This window comes from Pseudomonas sp. fls2-241-R2A-110, from assembly GCF_030209165.1.
GTDB lineage: Bacteria > Pseudomonadota > Gammaproteobacteria > Pseudomonadales > Pseudomonadaceae > Aquipseudomonas.
Genome location: NZ_JARVSN010000017.1, coordinates 1 through 19,531, shown reverse-complemented (window position 1 = coordinate 19,531; position 19,531 = coordinate 1). Strand labels below are relative to the sequence as shown.

15 protein-coding genes and 4 tRNA genes are annotated in these 19,531 nt (G+C 54.8%); all 19 read right to left on the bottom strand.

The genetic code is table 11. The annotated features are described in order from the left end of the window. Positions 1–126: 126 nt before the first annotated feature. Positions 127–1,320: an elongation factor Tu gene (tuf, locus tag QRN31_RS12675; protein WP_027924378.1), complete on the bottom strand. Its 1,194-nt coding sequence runs from the start codon at positions 1,318–1,320 to the stop codon at positions 127–129. A gap of 31 nt (positions 1,321–1,351) precedes the next feature. Beyond that, on the bottom strand, positions 1,352–3,457 hold the full coding sequence (gene fusA / locus QRN31_RS12670) for an elongation factor G (protein ID WP_090179220.1): 2,106 nt from the start codon (positions 3,455–3,457) through the stop codon (positions 1,352–1,354). Between the two features lie 30 nt (positions 3,458–3,487). After that, the gene (gene rpsG / locus QRN31_RS12665; RefSeq protein WP_002555493.1) at positions 3,488–3,958 is read right to left on the bottom strand and encodes a 30S ribosomal protein S7; all 471 of its coding nucleotides are present in this window, start codon (positions 3,956–3,958) and stop codon (positions 3,488–3,490) included. A 118-nt stretch (positions 3,959–4,076) separates the two neighbouring features. After that, positions 4,077–4,448, bottom strand: a complete 372-nt coding sequence (gene rpsL / locus QRN31_RS12660; protein ID WP_002555494.1) for a 30S ribosomal protein S12 — start codon at positions 4,446–4,448, stop codon at positions 4,077–4,079. A 216-nt stretch (positions 4,449–4,664) separates the two neighbouring features. Further along, positions 4,665–8,864, bottom strand: a complete 4,200-nt coding sequence (rpoC, locus tag QRN31_RS12655; protein WP_007896632.1) for a DNA-directed RNA polymerase subunit beta' — start codon at positions 8,862–8,864, stop codon at positions 4,665–4,667. Between the two features lie 64 nt (positions 8,865–8,928). Then, positions 8,929–13,002 (bottom strand): DNA-directed RNA polymerase subunit beta, encoded by a 4,074-nt coding sequence (rpoB, locus tag QRN31_RS12650; RefSeq protein ID WP_010467260.1) that lies wholly within the window; start codon positions 13,000–13,002, stop codon positions 8,929–8,931. A gap of 220 nt (positions 13,003–13,222) precedes the next feature. Next, positions 13,223–13,588: a 50S ribosomal protein L7/L12 gene (gene rplL / locus QRN31_RS12645; RefSeq protein ID WP_007946140.1), complete on the bottom strand. Its 366-nt coding sequence runs from the start codon at positions 13,586–13,588 to the stop codon at positions 13,223–13,225. Between the two features lie 78 nt (positions 13,589–13,666). After that, complete coding sequence (rplJ, locus tag QRN31_RS12640) at positions 13,667–14,167, bottom strand: 50S ribosomal protein L10 (RefSeq protein ID WP_060541898.1); 501 nt, start codon at positions 14,165–14,167, stop codon at positions 13,667–13,669. Between the two features lie 198 nt (positions 14,168–14,365). Then, positions 14,366–15,061, bottom strand: a complete 696-nt coding sequence (gene rplA / locus QRN31_RS12635) for a 50S ribosomal protein L1 (RefSeq protein WP_007896626.1) — start codon at positions 15,059–15,061, stop codon at positions 14,366–14,368. Then, a complete protein-coding gene (gene rplK, locus QRN31_RS12630) occupies positions 15,061–15,492 on the bottom strand; it encodes a 50S ribosomal protein L11 (protein ID WP_003210097.1) in 432 nt (143 codons plus the stop codon). The genes rplA and rplK overlap by 1 nt, the downstream gene beginning before the upstream one ends. A 117-nt stretch (positions 15,493–15,609) precedes the next feature. Then, a complete protein-coding gene (gene nusG / locus QRN31_RS12625) occupies positions 15,610–16,143 on the bottom strand; it encodes a transcription termination/antitermination protein NusG (RefSeq protein WP_007896622.1) in 534 nt (177 codons plus the stop codon). A 9-nt stretch (positions 16,144–16,152) separates the two neighbouring features. Then, entirely contained in the window at positions 16,153–16,521 is a 369-nt protein-coding gene (gene secE / locus QRN31_RS12620; protein ID WP_090179217.1) for a preprotein translocase subunit SecE, read from the bottom strand. A gap of 45 nt (positions 16,522–16,566) precedes the next feature. Continuing rightward, positions 16,567–16,642: transfer RNA gene (locus QRN31_RS12615), tRNA-Trp, on the bottom strand. Positions 16,643–16,816: 174 nt separating this feature from the next. Further along, positions 16,817–16,892 (bottom strand) — tRNA-Thr (locus tag QRN31_RS12610). 26 nt (positions 16,893–16,918) lie between these two features. Next, positions 16,919–16,992, bottom strand: a tRNA-Gly gene (locus QRN31_RS12605). A 24-nt stretch (positions 16,993–17,016) separates the two neighbouring features. After that, positions 17,017–17,101, bottom strand: a tRNA-Tyr gene (locus QRN31_RS12600). 142 nt (positions 17,102–17,243) lie between these two features. Next, positions 17,244–17,684, bottom strand: coding sequence for a hypothetical protein (locus tag QRN31_RS12595; RefSeq protein WP_285432354.1), 441 nt, complete (start codon positions 17,682–17,684; stop codon positions 17,244–17,246). Between the two features lie 7 nt (positions 17,685–17,691). Continuing rightward, positions 17,692–18,441: a pantothenate kinase gene (locus QRN31_RS12590; RefSeq protein WP_285432352.1), complete on the bottom strand. Its 750-nt coding sequence runs from the start codon at positions 18,439–18,441 to the stop codon at positions 17,692–17,694. Next, positions 18,431–19,390 carry a bifunctional biotin--[acetyl-CoA-carboxylase] ligase/biotin operon repressor BirA gene (gene birA / locus QRN31_RS12585; protein ID WP_285432351.1) on the bottom strand — a complete coding sequence of 320 codons (960 nt, stop codon included), beginning with the start codon at positions 19,388–19,390 and terminating at the stop codon, positions 18,431–18,433. Before birA ends, QRN31_RS12590 begins: the two co-directional genes overlap by 11 nt. Between the last annotated feature and the right edge of the window lie 141 nt (positions 19,391–19,531).

The window sequence follows — 19,531 nt, the reverse complement described above, 5'->3', positions numbered from 1 at the left end:
CGAGCGCAATACGCCCGTTAAAAGGAGGCGCAATTCTATAGACGCCCCATATAGGTGTCAACCCAATAAAAAAGCCCCCGCTAAGCGGGGGCTCTTTCAAATCATCAAAGCTTACTCAAAAAGAGCTTACTCGATGATTTTGGCTACGACGCCAGCGCCGACGGTACGACCGCCTTCACGAATAGCGAAACGCAGGCCATCTTCCATCGCGATGGTTTTGATCAGAGTGACAGTCATCTGGATGTTGTCACCTGGCATTACCATTTCAACGCCTTCTGGCAGCTCGCAGTTACCAGTCACGTCAGTAGTACGGAAGTAGAACTGTGGACGGTAGCCTTTGAAGAACGGAGTGTGACGACCGCCTTCTTCCTTGCTCAGAACGTAAACTTCTGCGGTGAACTTGGTGTGCGGCTTAACCGAACCCGGCTTAACCAGAACCTGACCACGCTCAACGTCGTCACGCTTGGTACCACGCAGCAGAACGCCGCAGTTCTCGCCAGCACGACCTTCGTCGAGCAGCTTACGGAACATTTCAACACCGGTGCAGGTGGTGACGGTAGTGTCACGCAGACCAACGATTTCCAGTGGATCCTGAACGCGAACGATACCGCGCTCGATACGACCAGTCACAACAGTACCGCGACCGGAGATCGAGAATACGTCTTCGATTGGCATCAGGAACGGCTTGTCAGTCAGACGAACTGGTTCTGGGATGTAGCTGTCCAGAGTTTCAACCAGTTTACGAACGGCAGTGGTGCCCATTTCGTTGTCGTCTTTGCCTTCCAGAGCCATACGAGCAGAACCGATGATGATCGGAGTGTCGTCACCTGGGAAGTCGTAAGTGCTCAGCAGGTCGCGCACTTCCATCTCAACCAGTTCCAGCAGCTCAGCGTCGTCTACCAGGTCAGCCTTGTTCAGGAAAACCACGATGTACGGAACGCCTACCTGACGGGACAGCAGGATGTGCTCACGGGTTTGTGGCATCGGACCATCAGCGGCCGAGCAAACCAGGATAGCGCCGTCCATCTGGGCAGCACCAGTGATCATGTTCTTCACATAGTCAGCGTGACCTGGGCAGTCAACGTGAGCGTAGTGACGGATCTTCGAGTTGTACTCGACGTGCGCAGTGTTGATGGTGATACCACGAGCTTTTTCTTCTGGCGCGCTGTCGATTTTATCGAAATCAACGATGGCCGAACCGAATACTTCGGAGCAGACGCGAGTCAGAGCTGCAGTCAGAGTGGTTTTACCGTGGTCGACGTGACCGATGGTGCCAACGTTGACGTGCGGAAGGGAACGATCAAATTTTTCTTTAGCCACGACAATTAACTCCTAGCCTAAAGGGGCTGAATCAGCCTTGTTTTTTGGTAACGGTTTCGACGATGTGCGACGGAGCCGTATTGTATTTTTTGAATTCCATAGAGTAGCTTGCGCGACCTTGGGACATGGAACGAACGTCGGTCGCATAACCGAACATCTCGCCCAACGGAACCTCGGCACGAATTACTTTACCGGAAACCGTATCTTCCATACCCAGGATCATGCCGCGACGACGGTTAAGGTCGCCCATCACGTCACCCATATAGTCTTCAGGTGTAACAACCTCTACCGCCATGATCGGCTCGAGCAACTCACCACCGCCCTTCTGGGCCAGTTGCTTGGTCGCCATGGAAGCAGCCACCTTAAACGCCATCTCGTTCGAGTCGACGTCGTGGTAAGAACCATCAAACACGGTAGCCTTCAGGCCGATCAGCGGATAGCCGGCAACAACGCCGTTCTTCATCTGCTCTTCGATACCCTTTTGGATAGCCGGGATGTATTCCTTAGGAACCACACCACCCACTACTTCGTTCAGGAATTGCAGACCTTCCTGACCTTCGTCAGCAGGAGCAAAACGAATCCAGCAATGACCGAACTGGCCACGACCGCCGGACTGACGAACGAACTTGCCTTCGATTTCGCAACTCTTCGTGATGCGCTCACGGTACGAAACCTGAGGCTTACCGATGTTGGCTTCGACGTTGAACTCACGGCGCATCCGGTCAACCAGGATGTCCAGGTGCAACTCGCCCATGCCGGAGATGATCGTTTGACCAGTCTCTTCATCAGTCTTGACGCGGAAAGATGGATCTTCCTGAGCAAGCTTGCCCAGAGCGATACCCATTTTTTCCTGGTCGTCCTTGGTCTTAGGCTCTACGGCAACCGAAATAACCGGCTCCGGGAAGTCCATGCGAACCAGGATGATTGGCTTGTCAGCGTTGCACAAAGTCTCACCAGTGGTGACGTCCTTCATGCCAATCAAGGCCGCGATGTCACCAGCGCGCACTTCCTTGATTTCTTCACGGGCGTTTGCGTGCATTTGCACCATACGACCCACACGCTCTTTCTTGCCTTTAACCGAGTTGATCACGCCGTCGCCGGAGGCCAACACGCCCGAGTAAACTCGAACAAAGGTCAAGGTACCCACGAATGGGTCGGTAGCGATCTTGAACGCCAGAGCCGAGAACGGCTCGCTGTCGTCTGCGTGACGCTCCATTTCCTTGGTCTCGTCATCCGGGTCAGTACCCTTGATGGCAGGAATGTCGGTAGGAGCAGGCAGGTAGTCGATAACGGCGTCGAGAACCAGGGGAACACCCTTGTTCTTGAAGGAAGAACCGCAAACAGCCAGAACGATCTCACCAGCGATAGTACGCTGACGCAGAGCGGCCTTGATTTCCGCGTTGGTGAGTTCTTCACCTTCGAGGTACTTGTTCATCAGCTCTTCGCTGGCTTCGGCCGCAGCTTCAATCATGTTGCCGCGCCATTCGTTAGCCAATTCCTGCAGTTCAGCAGGGATAGGCTTGCGAACTGGAACCATACCTTTGTCAGAGTCATTCCAGTAAACAGCTTCCATAGCCATCAGATCGATCTGACCCTGGAAGTTGTCTTCGGAACCGATAGCCAACTGGATTGGCACCGGAGTGTGACCCAGACGCTGCTTGATCTGACCGATCACGCGCAGGAAGTTCGCACCAGCACGGTCCATCTTGTTTACGTAAACAAGACGTGGAACGCCGTACTTGTTGGCCTGACGCCATACGGTTTCCGACTGAGGCTCAACACCCGAGGTACCGCAGAACACAACGACCGCGCCGTCGAGAACACGCAGGGAACGCTCAACTTCAATAGTGAAGTCAACGTGGCCCGGGGTGTCGATGACGTTGAAGCGGTATTGGTCCTTGTGCTGCTTCTCGGAACCCTGCCAGAAGGCGGTGATAGCAGCAGAAGTAATGGTAATACCACGCTCCTGCTCCTGCACCATCCAGTCTGTGGTCGCGGCGCCGTCATGCACCTCGCCCATTTTGTGACTTTTGCCGGTGTAAAAAAGGACGCGCTCGGTGGTGGTGGTTTTACCAGCATCCACGTGAGCAACGATACCGATGTTACGGTAGCGATTAATCGGTGTTGTACGAGCCATAAAGCCCTCGCAAAATTAGTGACGCTAAAATTAGAAGCGGTAGTGCGAGAAAGCCTTGTTGGCTTCAGCCATACGGTGCACGTCTTCACGCTTCTTAACTGCAGCACCCTTACCTTCGGCAGCGTCCAACAGTTCGCCAGCCAAACGCAGAGCCATAGACTTCTCGCCGCGCTTACGGGCGAAGTCTACCAACCAGCGCATTGCCAGAGCGTTACGACGGGACGGACGAACTTCAACCGGAACCTGGTAAGTAGCACCGCCTACACGGCGCGACTTTACTTCGACCAGCGGAGCGATGGCGTCGAGAGCTTTCTCGAAGATTTCCAGGGGGTCGCTGTTCTTGCGTTCTTTAACCTTTTCCAGCGCGCCATAAACGATACGCTCGGCAACGGCTTTCTTGCCGCTTTCCATCACGTGGTTCATGAACTTGGCCAGGATTTGGCTTCCGTATTTTGGATCGTCAAGCACTTCGCGCTTGGCTGCTACGCGTCTTCTTGGCATGGATAAGCCCTCAAACGGTCTTCAGGTTCGCTCGGAATCGGTGCCCTTTCGGGACGCCTCCGACCTTACTCTTATCGACTCAGAAAAATAGAAAATCAGTTTTTACAAAAAGCCGCTACTACTTAGGCTTCTTGGTACCGTACTTCGAACGACCCTGGTTACGACCTTTAACACCGGAAGTATCCAACGAACCGCGAACGGTGTGGTAACGAACACCTGGCAAGTCTTTTACACGACCGCCGCGGATCAGTACCACGCTGTGCTCTTGCAGGTTGTGGCCTTCACCGCCGATGTACGAGGAAACCTCGAAACCGTTGGTCAGACGCACACGGCATACTTTACGCAGTGCCGAGTTAGGTTTTTTCGGCGTGGTGGTATACACACGGGTGCATACGCCACGACGTTGCGGGCAGTTCTGCAGCGCAGGCACGTCGGATTTCTCGACGATACGCTTACGCGGCTGACGTACCAGCTGGTTGATAGTTGCCATCTACTAGCTCCACTGTTGTCTTGCGACGCTATTGTCTTGCAAGAAAAGCAAAATGGCAGGAACGAATTCCCGCCAAATTTAGGGGTACAAGAGTCTAAAGAGGATCTTGCCCCCAGTCAAGGCAAGGCCCCGAACTCCCCACTCATCCAACCTCGACAAATTGTCGCGATTCGATGAACGGGATGATCAGGGCCTCACACTCATTTACCGCAGAACTCAGTTACCGCTCGAGTTCAGCGCTTCGGTCAGTGCAGCTTCCACTTCACTGGCGCTTACGCGCAACGGTTTGTCAGCATCACGGCGACGCTTGCGCTCACTGTGATAAGCCAGACCGGTACCTGCCGGGATCAAACGACCCACGACCACGTTTTCTTTCAGGCCGCGCAGGTAATCGCGCTTGCCGGTTACCGCCGCTTCGGTCAGTACACGAGTGGTTTCCTGGAAGGAAGCCGCCGAGATGAACGATTCGGTGGACAACGACGCCTTGGTGATACCCAGCAACACACGAGTGAACTTGGAAACGAATTTCTCGTCGCCAGCCAGACGCTCGTTCTCTACCAGAACGTGAGTCAATTCCATCTGGTCGCCCTTGATGAAACTGGAATCGCCGGATTCAGCGATTTCAACTTTACGCAGCATCTGACGCAAGATGGTCTCGATGTGCTTATCGTTGATCTTCACGCCTTGCAGACGATAAACGTCCTGGATCTCGTTCACGATGTACTTGGCCAGCGCACTTACACCCAGCAGACGCAGGATGTCGTGTGGATCGCTCGGGCCGTCGGAGATAACTTCGCCGCGGTTTACCTGTTCGCCTTCGAAGACGTTCAGGTGACGCCACTTCGGAATCAGCTCTTCGTACGGATCGCTACCGTCGTTCGGGGTGATAACCAGACGGCGCTTGCCTTTGGTCTCTTTACCGAACGCGATTGTGCCGCTGACTTCAGCCAGAATCGAGGCTTCTTTCGGACGACGAGCTTCGAACAAGTCGGCAACACGCGGCAGACCACCGGTGATGTCACGGGTCTTCGAAGTCTCTTGCGGAATACGAGCGATAACATCACCGATCGCGATTTTCGCACCGTCCGCCACACCGACAAGGGCGTTGGCAGGCAGGAAGTACTGAGCAATTACGTCAGTACCCGGCAGCAAGAGATCCTTGCCGTTGTCATCAACCATCTTCACAGCAGGACGGATATCTTTACCGGCAGCTGGACGGTCTTTGGCGTCGAGTACTTCAATGTTGGTCATACCGGTCAATTCGTCAGTCTGACGTTTGATCGTGATGCCTTCTTCCATGCCCACGTAGGTCACGGTACCTTTCATTTCGGTAACGATTGGGTGAGTGTGCGGATCCCACTTGGCCACGATTGCGCCAGCGTCGACCTTGTCACCTTCTTTAACCGAAATCACAGCACCGTACGGCAGCTTGTAACGCTCACGCTCACGACCGAAGTCATCAGCGATTGCCAGCTCACCAGAACGAGACACCGCAACCAGGCAACCATCCACTCGCTCAACGTGCTTCAGGTTATGCAGACGGACGGTACCGCCGTTCTTCACCTGAACGCTGTCGGCTGCGGAAGTCCGGCTTGCCGCACCACCGATGTGGAACGTACGCATGGTCAGCTGGGTACCCGGCTCACCGATGGACTGGGCAGCGATAACGCCGACCGCTTCACCGATGTTCACCTGGTGACCACGAGCCAAGTCACGGCCGTAGCACTTGGCGCAAATGCCGTAGCGGGTTTCGCAGCTGATCGGCGAACGCACGATCACTTCATCGATGCTGTTCAGCTCGATGAACTCGACCCACTTCTCGTCTACCAGAGTACCGGCAGGAACGATGATTTCTTCGGTACCTGGCTTGAACACGTCACGGGCAATGACACGACCCAATACGCGCTCACCCAGCGGCTCAACAACGTCACCGCCTTCAATGTGCGGAGTCATTACCAGGCCATGCTCGGTGCCGCAATCGATCTCGGTCACAACCAGATCCTGCGCCACGTCTACCAGACGACGAGTCAGGTAACCGGAGTTCGCAGTTTTCAACGCGGTATCCGCCAAACCTTTACGAGCACCGTGAGTGGAGATGAAGTACTGAAGTACGCTCAAACCTTCACGGAAGTTCGCAGTAATCGGCGTTTCGATGATGGAACCGTCCGGCTTGGCCATCAGGCCACGCATACCGGCGAGCTGACGGATCTGCGCAGCAGAACCCCGTGCGCCCGAGTCGGCCATCATGTACATCGAGTTGAAGGACTCTTGGTCGACTTCGACGCCATGACGGTCGATGACTTTCTCTTTCGAGAGGTTGGCCATCATCGCCTTGGAAACTTCGTCGTTCGCCTTGGACCAAAGGTCGATCACTTTGTTGTACTTCTCGCCCTGGGTTACCAGGCCGGAGGCGTACTGACTTTCGATCTCTTTCACTTCATCGGTAGCAGCACCGATGATGCGGGCTTTTTCATCCGGGATAACGAAGTCGTTAACACCGATGGAAACGCCGGAAATGGTCGAGTAGGCAAAACCGGTGTACATCAACTGGTCAGCGAAGATCACGGTCTCTTTCAAACCAACCACGCGGTAGCACTGGTTGATCAGCTTGGAGATCGCCTTTTTCTTCATCGGCTGGTTGACGACGTCGTACGACAGGCCAGGTGGAACAACCTGGAACAACAGCGCACGGCCGACAGTGGTGTCGACGATACGGGTGTTCTTGACGCTGCCGCCATCACGATCGTTGACAGTTTCGTTGATCCGCACTTTAACCTTGGCGTGCAGTGCGGCTTCGCCGGCACGGAACACACGGTCAACTTCTTGCAGATCCGCGAATACACGACCTTCGCCTTTGGCGTTGATCGCTTCACGAGTCATATAATACAGACCCAATACAACGTCCTGCGACGGAACGATGATTGGCTCACCGTTGGCTGGCGACAGAATGTTGTTGGTCGACATCATCAACGCACGCGCTTCCAACTGGGCTTCCAGTGTCAGCGGTACGTGCACGGCCATTTGGTCGCCGTCGAAGTCGGCGTTGTACGCAGCACAGACCAGAGGGTGCAGCTGGATAGCCTTACCTTCGATCAGTACCGGTTCAAACGCCTGGATACCCAGACGGTGAAGGGTCGGTGCACGGTTGAGGAGAACCGGGTGTTCACGGATCACTTCAGCGAGAACGTCCCAAACCTCTGGCAGTTCGCGCTCAACCATTTTCTTGGCAGCTTTGATGGTGGTCGCGAGACCGCGCATTTCCAGCTTGCCGAAAATGAACGGCTTGAACAGCTCGAGAGCCATCTTCTTCGGCAGACCGCACTGGTGCAGACGCAGGGTCGGACCTACGGTAATTACCGAACGACCGGAGTAGTCAACACGCTTACCGAGCAAGTTCTGACGGAAACGACCTTGCTTACCCTTGATCATGTCAGCCAGGGATTTCAGAGGACGCTTGTTGGAACCAGTGATAGCGCGGCCACGACGACCGTTGTCGAGCAGTGCATCGACGGCTTCCTGCAACATACGCTTTTCGTTGCGCACGATGATGTCCGGAGCGGACAGATCAAGCAGGCGCTTCAAGCGGTTGTTACGGTTGATCACTCGACGATACAGATCGTTGAGGTCGGAAGTCGCGAAGCGACCGCCATCCAGCGGGACCAGTGGACGCAGATCTGGCGGCAGAACCGGCAGAACGGTCAGCACCATCCATTCTGGAAGGTTGCCGGAACCCTGGAAGGCTTCCATCAACTTCAGACGCTTGGACAGCTTCTTGATTTTGGTTTCGGAGTTGGTTTGCGGAATTTCTTCACGCAGACGGCCAATCTCGTGTTCCAGGTCGATAGCGTGCAGCAGTTCGCGAACAGCTTCGGCACCCATGCGGGCATCGAAATCGTCGCCGAACTCTTCCAGCGCTTCGAAGTACTGCTCGTCATTGAGCAGCTGACCTTTCTCAAGGGTGGTCATGCCTGGATCGATAACGACATAGCTCTCGAAGTAGAGAACGCGTTCGATATCACGCAGGGTCATGTCCATCAGCAAGCCGATACGGGACGGCAGCGATTTCAGGAACCAGATGTGGGCAACCGGCGAGGCCAGCTCGATGTGCGCCATGCGCTCACGACGAACTTTAGCCAGCGCGACTTCAACGCCGCACTTCTCGCAGATGACACCACGGTGCTTCAAGCGCTTGTACTTACCGCACAGGCACTCGTAATCCTTTACCGGGCCAAAGATCTTGGCGCAGAACAGGCCGTCACGTTCTGGTTTGAACGTACGGTAGTTAATGGTTTCCGGCTTTTTAACTTCACCGAACGACCACGAACGGATCATCTCAGGCGATGCCAATCCAATACGGATGGCGTCGAACTCTTCGACTTGACCCTGGTTTTTCAGCAAATTCAGTAGGTCTTTCAAGGCCTTTCCTCCTGGCGGAGCAGAGAGCGGGCAATCCTGCCCCGCTCTCGATTCGCGTCACGTGTTATTCGGTTTCCAGATCGATATCGATGCCGAGGGAACGAATTTCCTTGATCAACACGTTGAAGGACTCGGGCATGCCCGGCTCCATACGGTGATCGCCATCCACGATGTTTTTGTACATCTTGGTACGGCCGTTCACATCGTCCGACTTCACTGTGAGCATTTCTTGCAGAGTGTAAGCAGCACCGTATGCTTCCAGTGCCCAGACCTCCATCTCCCCGAAACGCTGACCACCGAACTGTGCCTTACCACCCAGCGGCTGCTGGGTAACCAGGCTGTACGAACCGGTAGAACGAGCGTGCATCTTGTCGTCTACCAAGTGGTTCAGCTTCAGCATGTACATGTAGCCAACAGTTACCGGGCGCTCGAACTTGTTGCCGGTACGACCGTCAGTCAGCTGCATCTGGCCGCTTTCCGGCAGGTCTGCCAGTTTCAGCATGGCCTTGATTTCGCTTTCCTTCGCACCGTCGAACACTGGAGTGGCCATTGGAACGCCGCCACGCAGGTTCTTCGCCAGATCCAGGATTTCCTGGTCGGAGAAGCTATCCAGATCTTCGTTACGACCGCCGATCTGGTTGTAGATCTCGTCGAGGAATTTACGAAGCTCAGCCACTTTGCGCTGCTCTTCGATCATCCGGTTGATCTTCTCGCCCAGACCTTTAGCCGCGAGGCCGAGGTGGGTTTCAAGGATCTGACCAACGTTCATACGCGAAGGTACGCCCAACGGGTTGAGGACGACGTCGACCGGGGTGCCATTGGCATCGTGCGGCATGTCTTCAACCGGCATGATCACGGAGACCACACCTTTGTTACCGTGACGACCGGCCATCTTGTCGCCCGGCTGGATGCGGCGACGGATTGCCAGGTAAACCTTGACGATTTTCAGCACGCCTGGAGCCAGGTCATCGCCCTGCTGCAGTTTGCGCTTCTTGTCTTCGAACTTGTCGTCCAGCAGACGGCGGCGATCAACGATGTAGGCCTGGGCCTTCTCAAGCTGCTCGTTCAGAGCATCTTCAGCCATGCGCAGTTTGAACCACTGACCATGCTCAAGACCGTCGAGAACTTCGTCGGTGATGTCCTGACCTTTCTTCAGACCGGCGCCGCCTTCGGCTTTGTGGCCGACCAGAGCGGAACGCAGACGTTCGAAAGTTGCGCCTTCAACGATACGGAACTCTTCGTTCAGGTCCTTGCGGATCTCGTCGAGTTGAGTCTTCTCGATCGACAGTGCACGAGCATCACGCTCAACGCCGTCGCGGGTGAAGACCTGTACGTCGATGACGGTACCCTTGGTGCCGGTAGGCACACGCAGGGAGGTGTCTTTAACGTCGCTGGCTTTTTCACCGAAGATGGCACGCAGCAGTTTTTCTTCCGGAGTCAGCTGGGTCTCGCCTTTCGGAGTGACCTTACCTACCAGAATGTCACCTGCGCCTACTTCAGCACCTACATAAACGATACCGGCTTCGTCCAGCTTGTTCAGTGCAGCTTCACCCACGTTCGGGATGTCTGCAGTGATTTCCTCTGGCCCAAGCTTGGTGTCACGCGCCACACAGGTCAGTTCCTGGATGTGGATCGTGGTGAAGCGATCTTCCTGAACCACACGCTCGGACAGGCAGATGGAGTCTTCGAAGTTGAAGCCGTTCCATGCCATGAACGCGATGCGCATGTTCTGACCCAGAGCCAGTTCACCCATATCGGTGGACGGACCGTCAGCCATGATGTCGCTGCGCTGAACCCGATCACCTTTACGCACCAGCGGACGCTGGTTGATGCAAGTGTTCTGGTTGGAGCGGGTGTACTTGGTCAGGTTGTAGATGTCGACACCAGCTTCGCCGGTTTCAACTTCGTCATCTGCAACACGAACCACGATACGGCTAGCGTCGACGGAATCGATAACGCCACCACGACGAGCCACGACGCAAACGCCGGAGTCACGGGCTACGTTACGCTCCATGCCGGTACCGACCAGCGGCTTGTCAGCGCGCAGGGTTGGTACAGCTTGACGCTGCATGTTCGAACCCATCAACGCACGGTTGGCGTCATCGTGCTCGAGGAACGGGATCAGCGACGCTGCAACCGAAACTACCTGCTTGGGCGATACGTCCATCAAGGTGACGTCTTCCGGCGCCTTGACGGTGAACTCGTTCAAGTGACGAACAGCTACCAGTTCGTCGATCAGGACTTTCTTGTCGTTCATCGTGGCCGAAGCCTGAGCGATCACGTGATCAGCTTCTTCGATAGCGGACAGGAATACGATCTCGTCGGTGACCAGAGCGTCTTTCACCACGCGGTACGGGCTCTCGAGGAAACCGTACTGGTTGGTGCGCGCATAGGCAGCCAGGGAGTTGATCAGACCGATGTTCGGACCTTCCGGCGTTTCAATCGGGCATACACGACCGTAGTGAGTCGGGTGTACGTCACGAACTTCAAAGCCGGCACGTTCACGAGTCAAACCGCCAGGGCCGAGTGCAGACACACGACGCTTGTGGGTGATCTCGGACAGCGGGTTGTTCTGGTCCATGAACTGGGAAAGCTGGCTGGAACCGAAGAACTCTTTCACCGCCGCAGCCACTGGCTTGGCGTTGATCAGGTCTTGCGGCATCAGGCCTTCGCTTTCGGCCATCGACAGACGCTCTTTGACCGCACGCTCAACACGCACCAGGCCAACGCGGAACTGGTTCTCGGCCATTTCGCCTACGCAGCGAACACGACGGTTACCCAAGTGGTCGATGTCATCGACGATGCCTTTGCCGTTACGGATGTCGACCAGAGTCTTCAGAACCGCGACGATGTCTTCTTTGCACAACACGCCCGAACCTTCGATCTCGGTACGACCGATACGACGGTTGAACTTCATCCGGCCGACCGCAGACAGGTCATAGCGCTCAGGGCTGAAGAACAGGTTGTTGAACAGAGTCTCGGCAGCGTCTTTGGTTGGCGGCTCGCCTGGACGCATCATGCGATAGATCTCGACCAGCGCTTCCAATTGGTTGCTGGTGGAGTCGATCTTCAGGGTGTCGGAGACGAACGGACCGCAGTCGATATCGTTGGTGTACAGAGTTTCGATGCGAACAACCTGGGCCTTGGCGATTTTGGCCAGGATCTCGGTGTTCAGCTCGGTGTTGCACTCTGCCAGGATTTCGCCGGTTGCCGGATGCACGATGGCCTTGGCGGTAGTGCGACCCAGGACGTAGTCCAGAGGCACTTCCAGGGTCTTGAGACCGGCTTTTTCGATCTGGTTGATGTGGCGCGCAGTAATACGGCGACCAGCCTCAACGATGACCTTGCCTTTCTCGTCCTGAATATCAAGTACAGCGATTTCACCACGCAGACGCGAAGCAATCAGTTCCAGACTGAGGGTTTCGCCGCTCAGGTGGAAAACGTTGGTGGTGTAGAACGCGTCGAGCACTTCTTCAGTGGTATAGCCGAGCGCGCGCAGCAGTACCGATGCAGGCAGCTTGCGACGACGGTCGATACGCACGAATACGCAGTCTTTCGGGTCGAACTCGAAGTCCAGCCACGAACCGCGGTAAGGAATGATGCGCGCGGAGTACAGCAGTTTGCCGGAGCTGTGCGTCTTGCCACGGTCGTGGTCGAAGAACACGCCCGGGGAACGGTGCAGCTGGGAAACGATTACACGCTCGGTACCGTTGATTACGAAGGTACCGTTCTCAGTCATCAGGGGGATTTCACCCATGTAGACTTCTTGCTCTTTAATGTCCTTGATCGCTTTGTTCGACGATTCTTTGTCGAAAATGATCAGGCGCACTTTTACCCGCAAAGGTACGGCGTAAGTTACACCGCGCAATACGCATTCTTTGACATCAAATGCCGGCTCGCCCAGGCGATAACCGACGTACTCCAGCGCAGCATTGCCGGAGTAGCTGATGATCGGGAAAACGGATTTGAAGGCCGCATGCAGGCCCACGTCGCGGAACTGATCTTTAGTCGCTCCCGCTTGCAAGAATTCACGATACGAATCCAGCTGGATGGCCAGGAGGTACGGCACATCCATGACGTCCGGCAACTTGCTAAAGTCCTTGCGGATACGTTTTTTCTCAGTATATGAGTAAGCCATCAGCGTTCCCCAGCTTGGTCACCTGCTTGTTTGGCCCCTCCCGACGGGAGCAGCCAGAAAATCGTGCAAACCCCATGGTTTGCGCCACCGCATCGGGTGGTTACAGCTCGCTATCAGCACCGACCCAGTCGGTTGCCAATAACGGAAAAAGGCCGGTGGCAAGAGCCACCAGCCATCAGCCTTTCGCTTAACGCTCGGGCTGGAGGAGCAAAGTCGATGCTTACTTCAGCTCGACTTTAGCGCCTGCTTCTTCCAGAGTAGCTTTGGCTTTGTCACCGGCATCTTTCGAAACGGCTTCCAGAACCATGGCAGGAGCGCCGTCAACTACAGCCTTGGCTTCTTTCAGGCCCAGACCGGTCAGTTCACGTACTGCCTTGATCACGTTAACTTTCTTCTCGCCAGCTTCCAGCAGCATGACGTTGAATTCGGTTTGCTCTTCAACAACGGCAGCAGCAGCAGCTGGACCAGCCGATGCAGCAGCAGCGGAAACGCCGAATTTTTCTTCGAAAGCTTTGATCAGCTCAACAACCTGCAGAACCGACATTTCAGCTACGGCGTTGAGGATATCTTCTTGGGAGATAGACATTACTGTATTTCCTGAATTGGGGGACGGCCTACGCGGCCATCGAAATAAACAAAAATACGCGAAAGGAGTTGCTCAGCCTTAGGCTGCAGCAGCTTCTTTTTGCTCGCGAACTGCAGCCAGAGTACGAGCCAACTTGCTGGTAGCGCCTTGAATCACGCTCATCAGCTGAGAAATAGCTTCGTCACGGGTCGGCAGTGTTGCCAGTACGTCGATTTGGTTAGCTGCGAGGAACTTGCCCTCGAACGCAGCTGCCTTGATCTCGAACTTATCCTGACTCTTGGCGAATTCCTTGAACAAACGGGCAGCAGCGCCTGGATGATCTTTGGAGAACGCGATCAGAGTCGGGCCGGTGAACACGTCGTTGAGGACACTGTATTCAGTGTCCGCAACAGCGCGCTTGAGCAGGGTGTTACGTACAACACGTACGTATACGCCAGCTTCACGAGCCTCTTTACGGAGTCCGGTCATTGCGCCTACTGTCACACCGCGGGCATCAGCCACAACAGCGGACAGGGCAACTTTGGCAGCCTCGTTGACTTCAGCGACGATGGCCTTCTTGTCTTCGAGATTAATTGCCACGGGTTTAACTCCTGCTTGTTACCGTTTCATCTGGCCGGAGCCGGATGTCGTTTTGGTGTCTGATTCGGTAAGGAACCGGGAGCACCATCTGCGTAGGCTTGAGGTTTAAGACTTGCGTCGCCTACGGTCTTGGATAGCCCCCGCCAGGCAGGGACCCCAATCTTTCAACTGGCGCAATTGCTTGCGCCAATCTGTGTCTTAAGCGTCGAGCGAACCTTGGTCGATGACCAGGCCTGGACCCATGGTGGTGCTCAGGGTAACGCGCTTGACGTAAATACCTTTCGAGGAAGCTGGCTTGATACGCTTCAGATCAGCGATCAGGGCTTCAACGTTTTCCTTCAGCTTGACGGCATCAAAGCCGACTTTGCCAACGGAGGTGTGAATGATGCCGTTTTTGTCGGTGCGATAACGAACCTGACCAGCCTTGGCGTTTTTAACCGCGGTAGCTACGTCTGGCGTTACGGTGCCGACTTTAGGGTTAGGCATCAGGCCGCGAGGACCGAGGATCTGACCCAACTGACCCACAACGCGCATTGCATCCGGGGATGCGATAACTACGTCATAGTTCAGGTCGCCGCCTTTCATTTCGGCAGCCAGGTCGTCCATACCTACACGGTCAGCGCCGGCAGCCAGAGCGGCCTCAGCAGCTGGACCTTGGGTGAACACAGCAACGCGAACAGTCTTGCCAGTGCCGTGTGGCAGCACAGTAGCGCTACGAACGACCTGGTCGGATTTACGCGGGTCAACACCCAGGTTCACAGCAACGTCGAACGACTCGCTGAACTTGACAGTCGACAGCTCAGCCAGCAGAGCAGCAGCATCTACAAAGTTGTAGGACTTGCCTGCTTCGATTTTGCCGGCGATAGCCTTTTGACGCTTGGTCAACTTAGCCATTACACACCCTCCACGTTAAGGCCCATGCTACGAGCAGAACCGGCGATAGTACGCACGGCTGCATCCATATCAGCTGCAGTCAGATCCGCGTTTTTGGTTTTCGCGATTTCTTCCAGCTGAGCACGAGTCACGGTGCCAACCTTAACGGTGTTCGGACGAGCGGAACCGCTAGTCAGACCAGCAGCCTTCTTCAGCAGAACCGAAGCAGGCGTGGACTTGGTTTCGAAAGTGAAGCTACGGTCGCTATAAACAGTGATGATCACTGGAGTCGGCAGACCTGGTTCAATACCCTGAGTACGGGCGTTGAAAGCCTTGCAGAATTCCATGATGTTCACGCCGTGCTGACCCAAAGCAGGACCAACAGGTGGGCTTGGGTTAGCCTGAGCGGCCTTCACTTGCAGCTTGATGTAAGCGGTAATTTTCTTGGCCATGAGGCACTCCAATTACGGGTTCGAACGCCTCGAAAGGCTCCCCGGTTACTTGCGCGTTTATCCCAGTGACGACAAAACCCCACAGCCTAGGGCTGCGGGGTTGGGATGCTTGCTCAGCTAGACCTTTTCGACCTGACTGAACTCTAACTCTACCGGAGTAGAGCGACCGAAAATGAGCACTGCCACTTGGATCCGGCTCTTTTCGTAGTTAACCTCTTCAACCGTGCCGGTAAAATCGGCAAACGGTCCGTCATTGACGCGTACCGACTCACCCGGCTCGAACAATGTCTTCGGCTTCGGCTTGTCGCTACCATCAGCAACGCGACGCAAAATCGCTTCTGCTTCTTTATCAGTGATCGGTGCAGGCTTATCAGCGGTACCGCCGATAAAACCCATCACCCGAGGGGTGTCCTTGACCAAGTGCCAAGTACCCTCATTCATGTCCATCTGAACCAGCACGTAACCTGGGAAGAACTTGCGCTCGCTTTTGCGTTTCTGGCCATTACGCATTTCAACCACTTCTTCAGTGGGAACCAGAATTTCGCCAAAGCCATCTTCCATGCCAGCCAGCTTTACGCGCTCTACCAACGAGCGCATTACATGCTTCTCGTAACCGGAGTAAGCATGCACAACGTACCAACGCTTAGCCACGGGACACCCTTAGCCGACAATCAAGGAAACAAGCCAGCCGAGCAGGGAATCAAGCCCCCACAACAGCAACGCCATAACCAGAACGACAGCCACAACAATCAGCGTGGTCTGCGTGGTTTCTTGGCGAGTTGGCCATACGACTTTACGAATTTCGGTGCGAGCTTCCTTAACCAGTACAAAGAAAGACTTGCCCTTGACTGTCTGCAGGCCTACAAAGGCAGCTACAGCAGCAATGGCGAGCAATGCAAGTACGCGATACAGGATAGGCGAAGCAGAGTAATACTGATTACCAACAACGCCAACAACCACCAAAGCGACTACCACAAGCCACTTGAGCAGATCGAAGCGAGAGCCTTGAACTTCAGCTTTAGGAGTCATCTATGAAGATCCTGTGAAAAGAAAGCCAGACACACCAAGTGAATCTGGCAGGTCAGGAGGGAATCGAACCCCCAACCTACGGTTTTGGAGACCGTCGCTCTGCCAATTGAGCTACTGACCTAAAACAAAATCAGGCCGACCATTATGCCGGCCCGAAAAAGACATTACAACAATTTACTCAGCAGCTTTGACTTCAGCACCAAAACCACCCGCTCGATCGCCCTGAAAAAAAACAACAAGACGCGACCGCAACCATTAAAACAAAGGCAGATATTTTCATATCTGCCTTGTTATATGGAGCTCTTGAGCGGATTTGAACCGCTGACCTCACCCTTACCAAGGGTGTGCTCTACCAACTGAGCTACAAGAGCGTAACACTGTGCAAAACCTGCAAACTTGGAGCGGGTAGCGGGAATCGAACCCGCATCATCAGCTTGGAAGGCTGAGGTTCTACCACTAAACTATACCCGCGAGGCTTGCAGCTCTCGCTAAAAATGGTGGAGGGGGAAGGATTCGAACCTTCGAAGTCGTAGACGTCAGATTTACAGTCTGATCCCTTTGGCCGCTCGGGAACCCCTCCTAAGCGAGCCGGCATTCTATATCATGCCAGCCTTCTGTCAAGCATTTTCTCATTAAAAACCTGAGGTTAGCTGCGTTGACCTCGCTTCACACTGCTTACCGTTAAAGGTCTTCACTGCGAAGCGGGCGCCATTCTATGCAAACTATTCAGCGGGTGCAACCCCCTCGCAGGGCATTATTTTATGTTTTAACTCATTGAATTCTTTGGAAAGGTTTTGTAGCTGCGAGTCTTCCAGAAAACGCCGGCTTTCAGGGGCTATCCGCACCCAATAACCGACAGAGTCCGCGGAGTCTTTCGGCAAGGACTGAAACTTCACATCCATACCAGCCAAACGCTTCTCTGCAATCTGAGCGGTTTCCTGGCGTGCAAAACCTCCCAAATAGAGACAGCTGCCGTCTATAACCACTGATTTAGCCTTCTCACGCGTCGTATCATTCGCCTCGCTCAACAATCGAATGTCTTGCTGTGCTCCTCTGTACAAGCTCAAAGGCGTCACGTCCTTCGCGCGCAACGGAGCCTCTTGTTGATGCCAGATGTAATAGAAGACATTTAGTACGAGCAGCAGCAAAAACAACCAACGCATAGAAACCTCAGGACAAGGGACACGCCATAGCCAATCCTACAAACACCAGATCCGGAACCACCTTGGCCTCAGGCACAATCTCGGAGACCAGCCCCGCATCTCCACCCGTGAGAAACACAGAATAATTCTCACCCCAATAACGACTTGCCAACTCCAACTGAGTCAGGACAAACCCTCTCAGCATCAATGAGCATCCCCTCTCGACCGCCTCGACGGTCGTACGACCAGGAACGAGACTTTCCAGCGCTCGCTCGGCGGCAAGATCACCATAGCGAATCCGCCGCGTGTGTGTGCGGAGCTGGTTGCGCATCAATGGCATCCCCGGACAGATAAATCCTCCGAGATGCCCGCCATCCCCAGCGATGAAGTCAGCAGTAACAGCCGTGCCAAAATCGAGTACTAGACATGGCCCCGAGGCCAAATGGAAGCCACCAAGCATTGCAAGCCAGCGATCCAGCCCCAGTCGCTCGAAATCCTCATAACCGTTGCGCACCCCTGCCATCTCTCTAGCCGGCGCGGCGCACATTACGGAAACACCGAAAGCGCCCTCCAGCAGAGATATCAAGGCTTCGGTTTCTTCTGCAGTTCTCACGCTGACCAGTCGGCAATGGGCGAGAGAAAGCCCCTCAAGTCCCTTCAGGCCTTCGAGCAATGCAAGATCGGAGTCGACAATACCTTCGCCAATCACCTGCCTGGCATCTGCACCGAGCACACGCCACTTAATAAAACTGTTACCGCAGTCAAGCTCAAGAATCATCACGCAACCTCAGACTGAGCTCACCACCACTAAAGACTTTTTCCATACCGTCCACCTTCAGACGCAAGGCACCCCGACTGTCGATACCCAGCACCTCACCATCTATCCGGTTCACGCCGGCAATTAATGACACCGCCCGGCCCTGCCAAATATGACCCTGCTCCCACTCAGCATGTATGGCTGAAAAACCGCCCTGCTGATGGCGAGCTAAATATGCCCGGAGCATCACCCCCAACTCCGCAACCAGGTGATTGCGATCGAACACCTTGCCCGTTTCAAGCCGCATGGATGTCCATTGCTGATCAACCTCATCGGTCATCTGCATATTCACATTAATTCCAACACCTAACACCACATGACACACGTCAGCAGGATCACCCACCAACTCGAGCAATACTCCGGCGATTTTTTTCTGACCAACCAAAACATCGTTAGGCCATTTCAGACCTGCACCCGAAACGCCAAGCGCCCTCAGGGTCTGCATCACAGCAAGCCCGACAACAAGGCTCAAACCTTCCAGCTGCCGCATTCCACCCTCAATGCGCAATACCAGGCTGTAGTAGATGTTTTCCGCGAAAGGACTTGCCCACTTGCGCCCACGCCTACCCCGCCCTGCAGTCTGCCTCTCGGCAAGCACTAAAAATGGTGCAGCCTGACCACGCTCAACAGCACGCAACGCCTCAGCATTGGTGGAGTCAACTGAATCGAGGATGAGTACGGGCCAATCACATTCGGCCGCGTGGGCTTTTATATCGGCCGAATCGAGCAATGTCAGTGGCGCAGCCAACTGATACCCGCGACCACGCACCTTATGGATAGATAATCCAAGCTCAGCCTCGAGATGCTGAAGCTGCTTCCAGACAGCACTACGACTAACACCCAAGGCGACGCCGAGGTCCTGACCCGAATGGAATCGGCCATCTTTAAGAAGCTTTAACAACGTCAGCATGCAAGTCTCGCCTCAGAATGAGGCCCGCATGATAGCCATGCCCTGAGCCGTTGCATAGAAACCCTGGCGGACAGATTTTCTGCGGACAAAACAAAACCCCTACCTGCATACGCAGATAGGGGTTTCGGAATTTAATCTTGA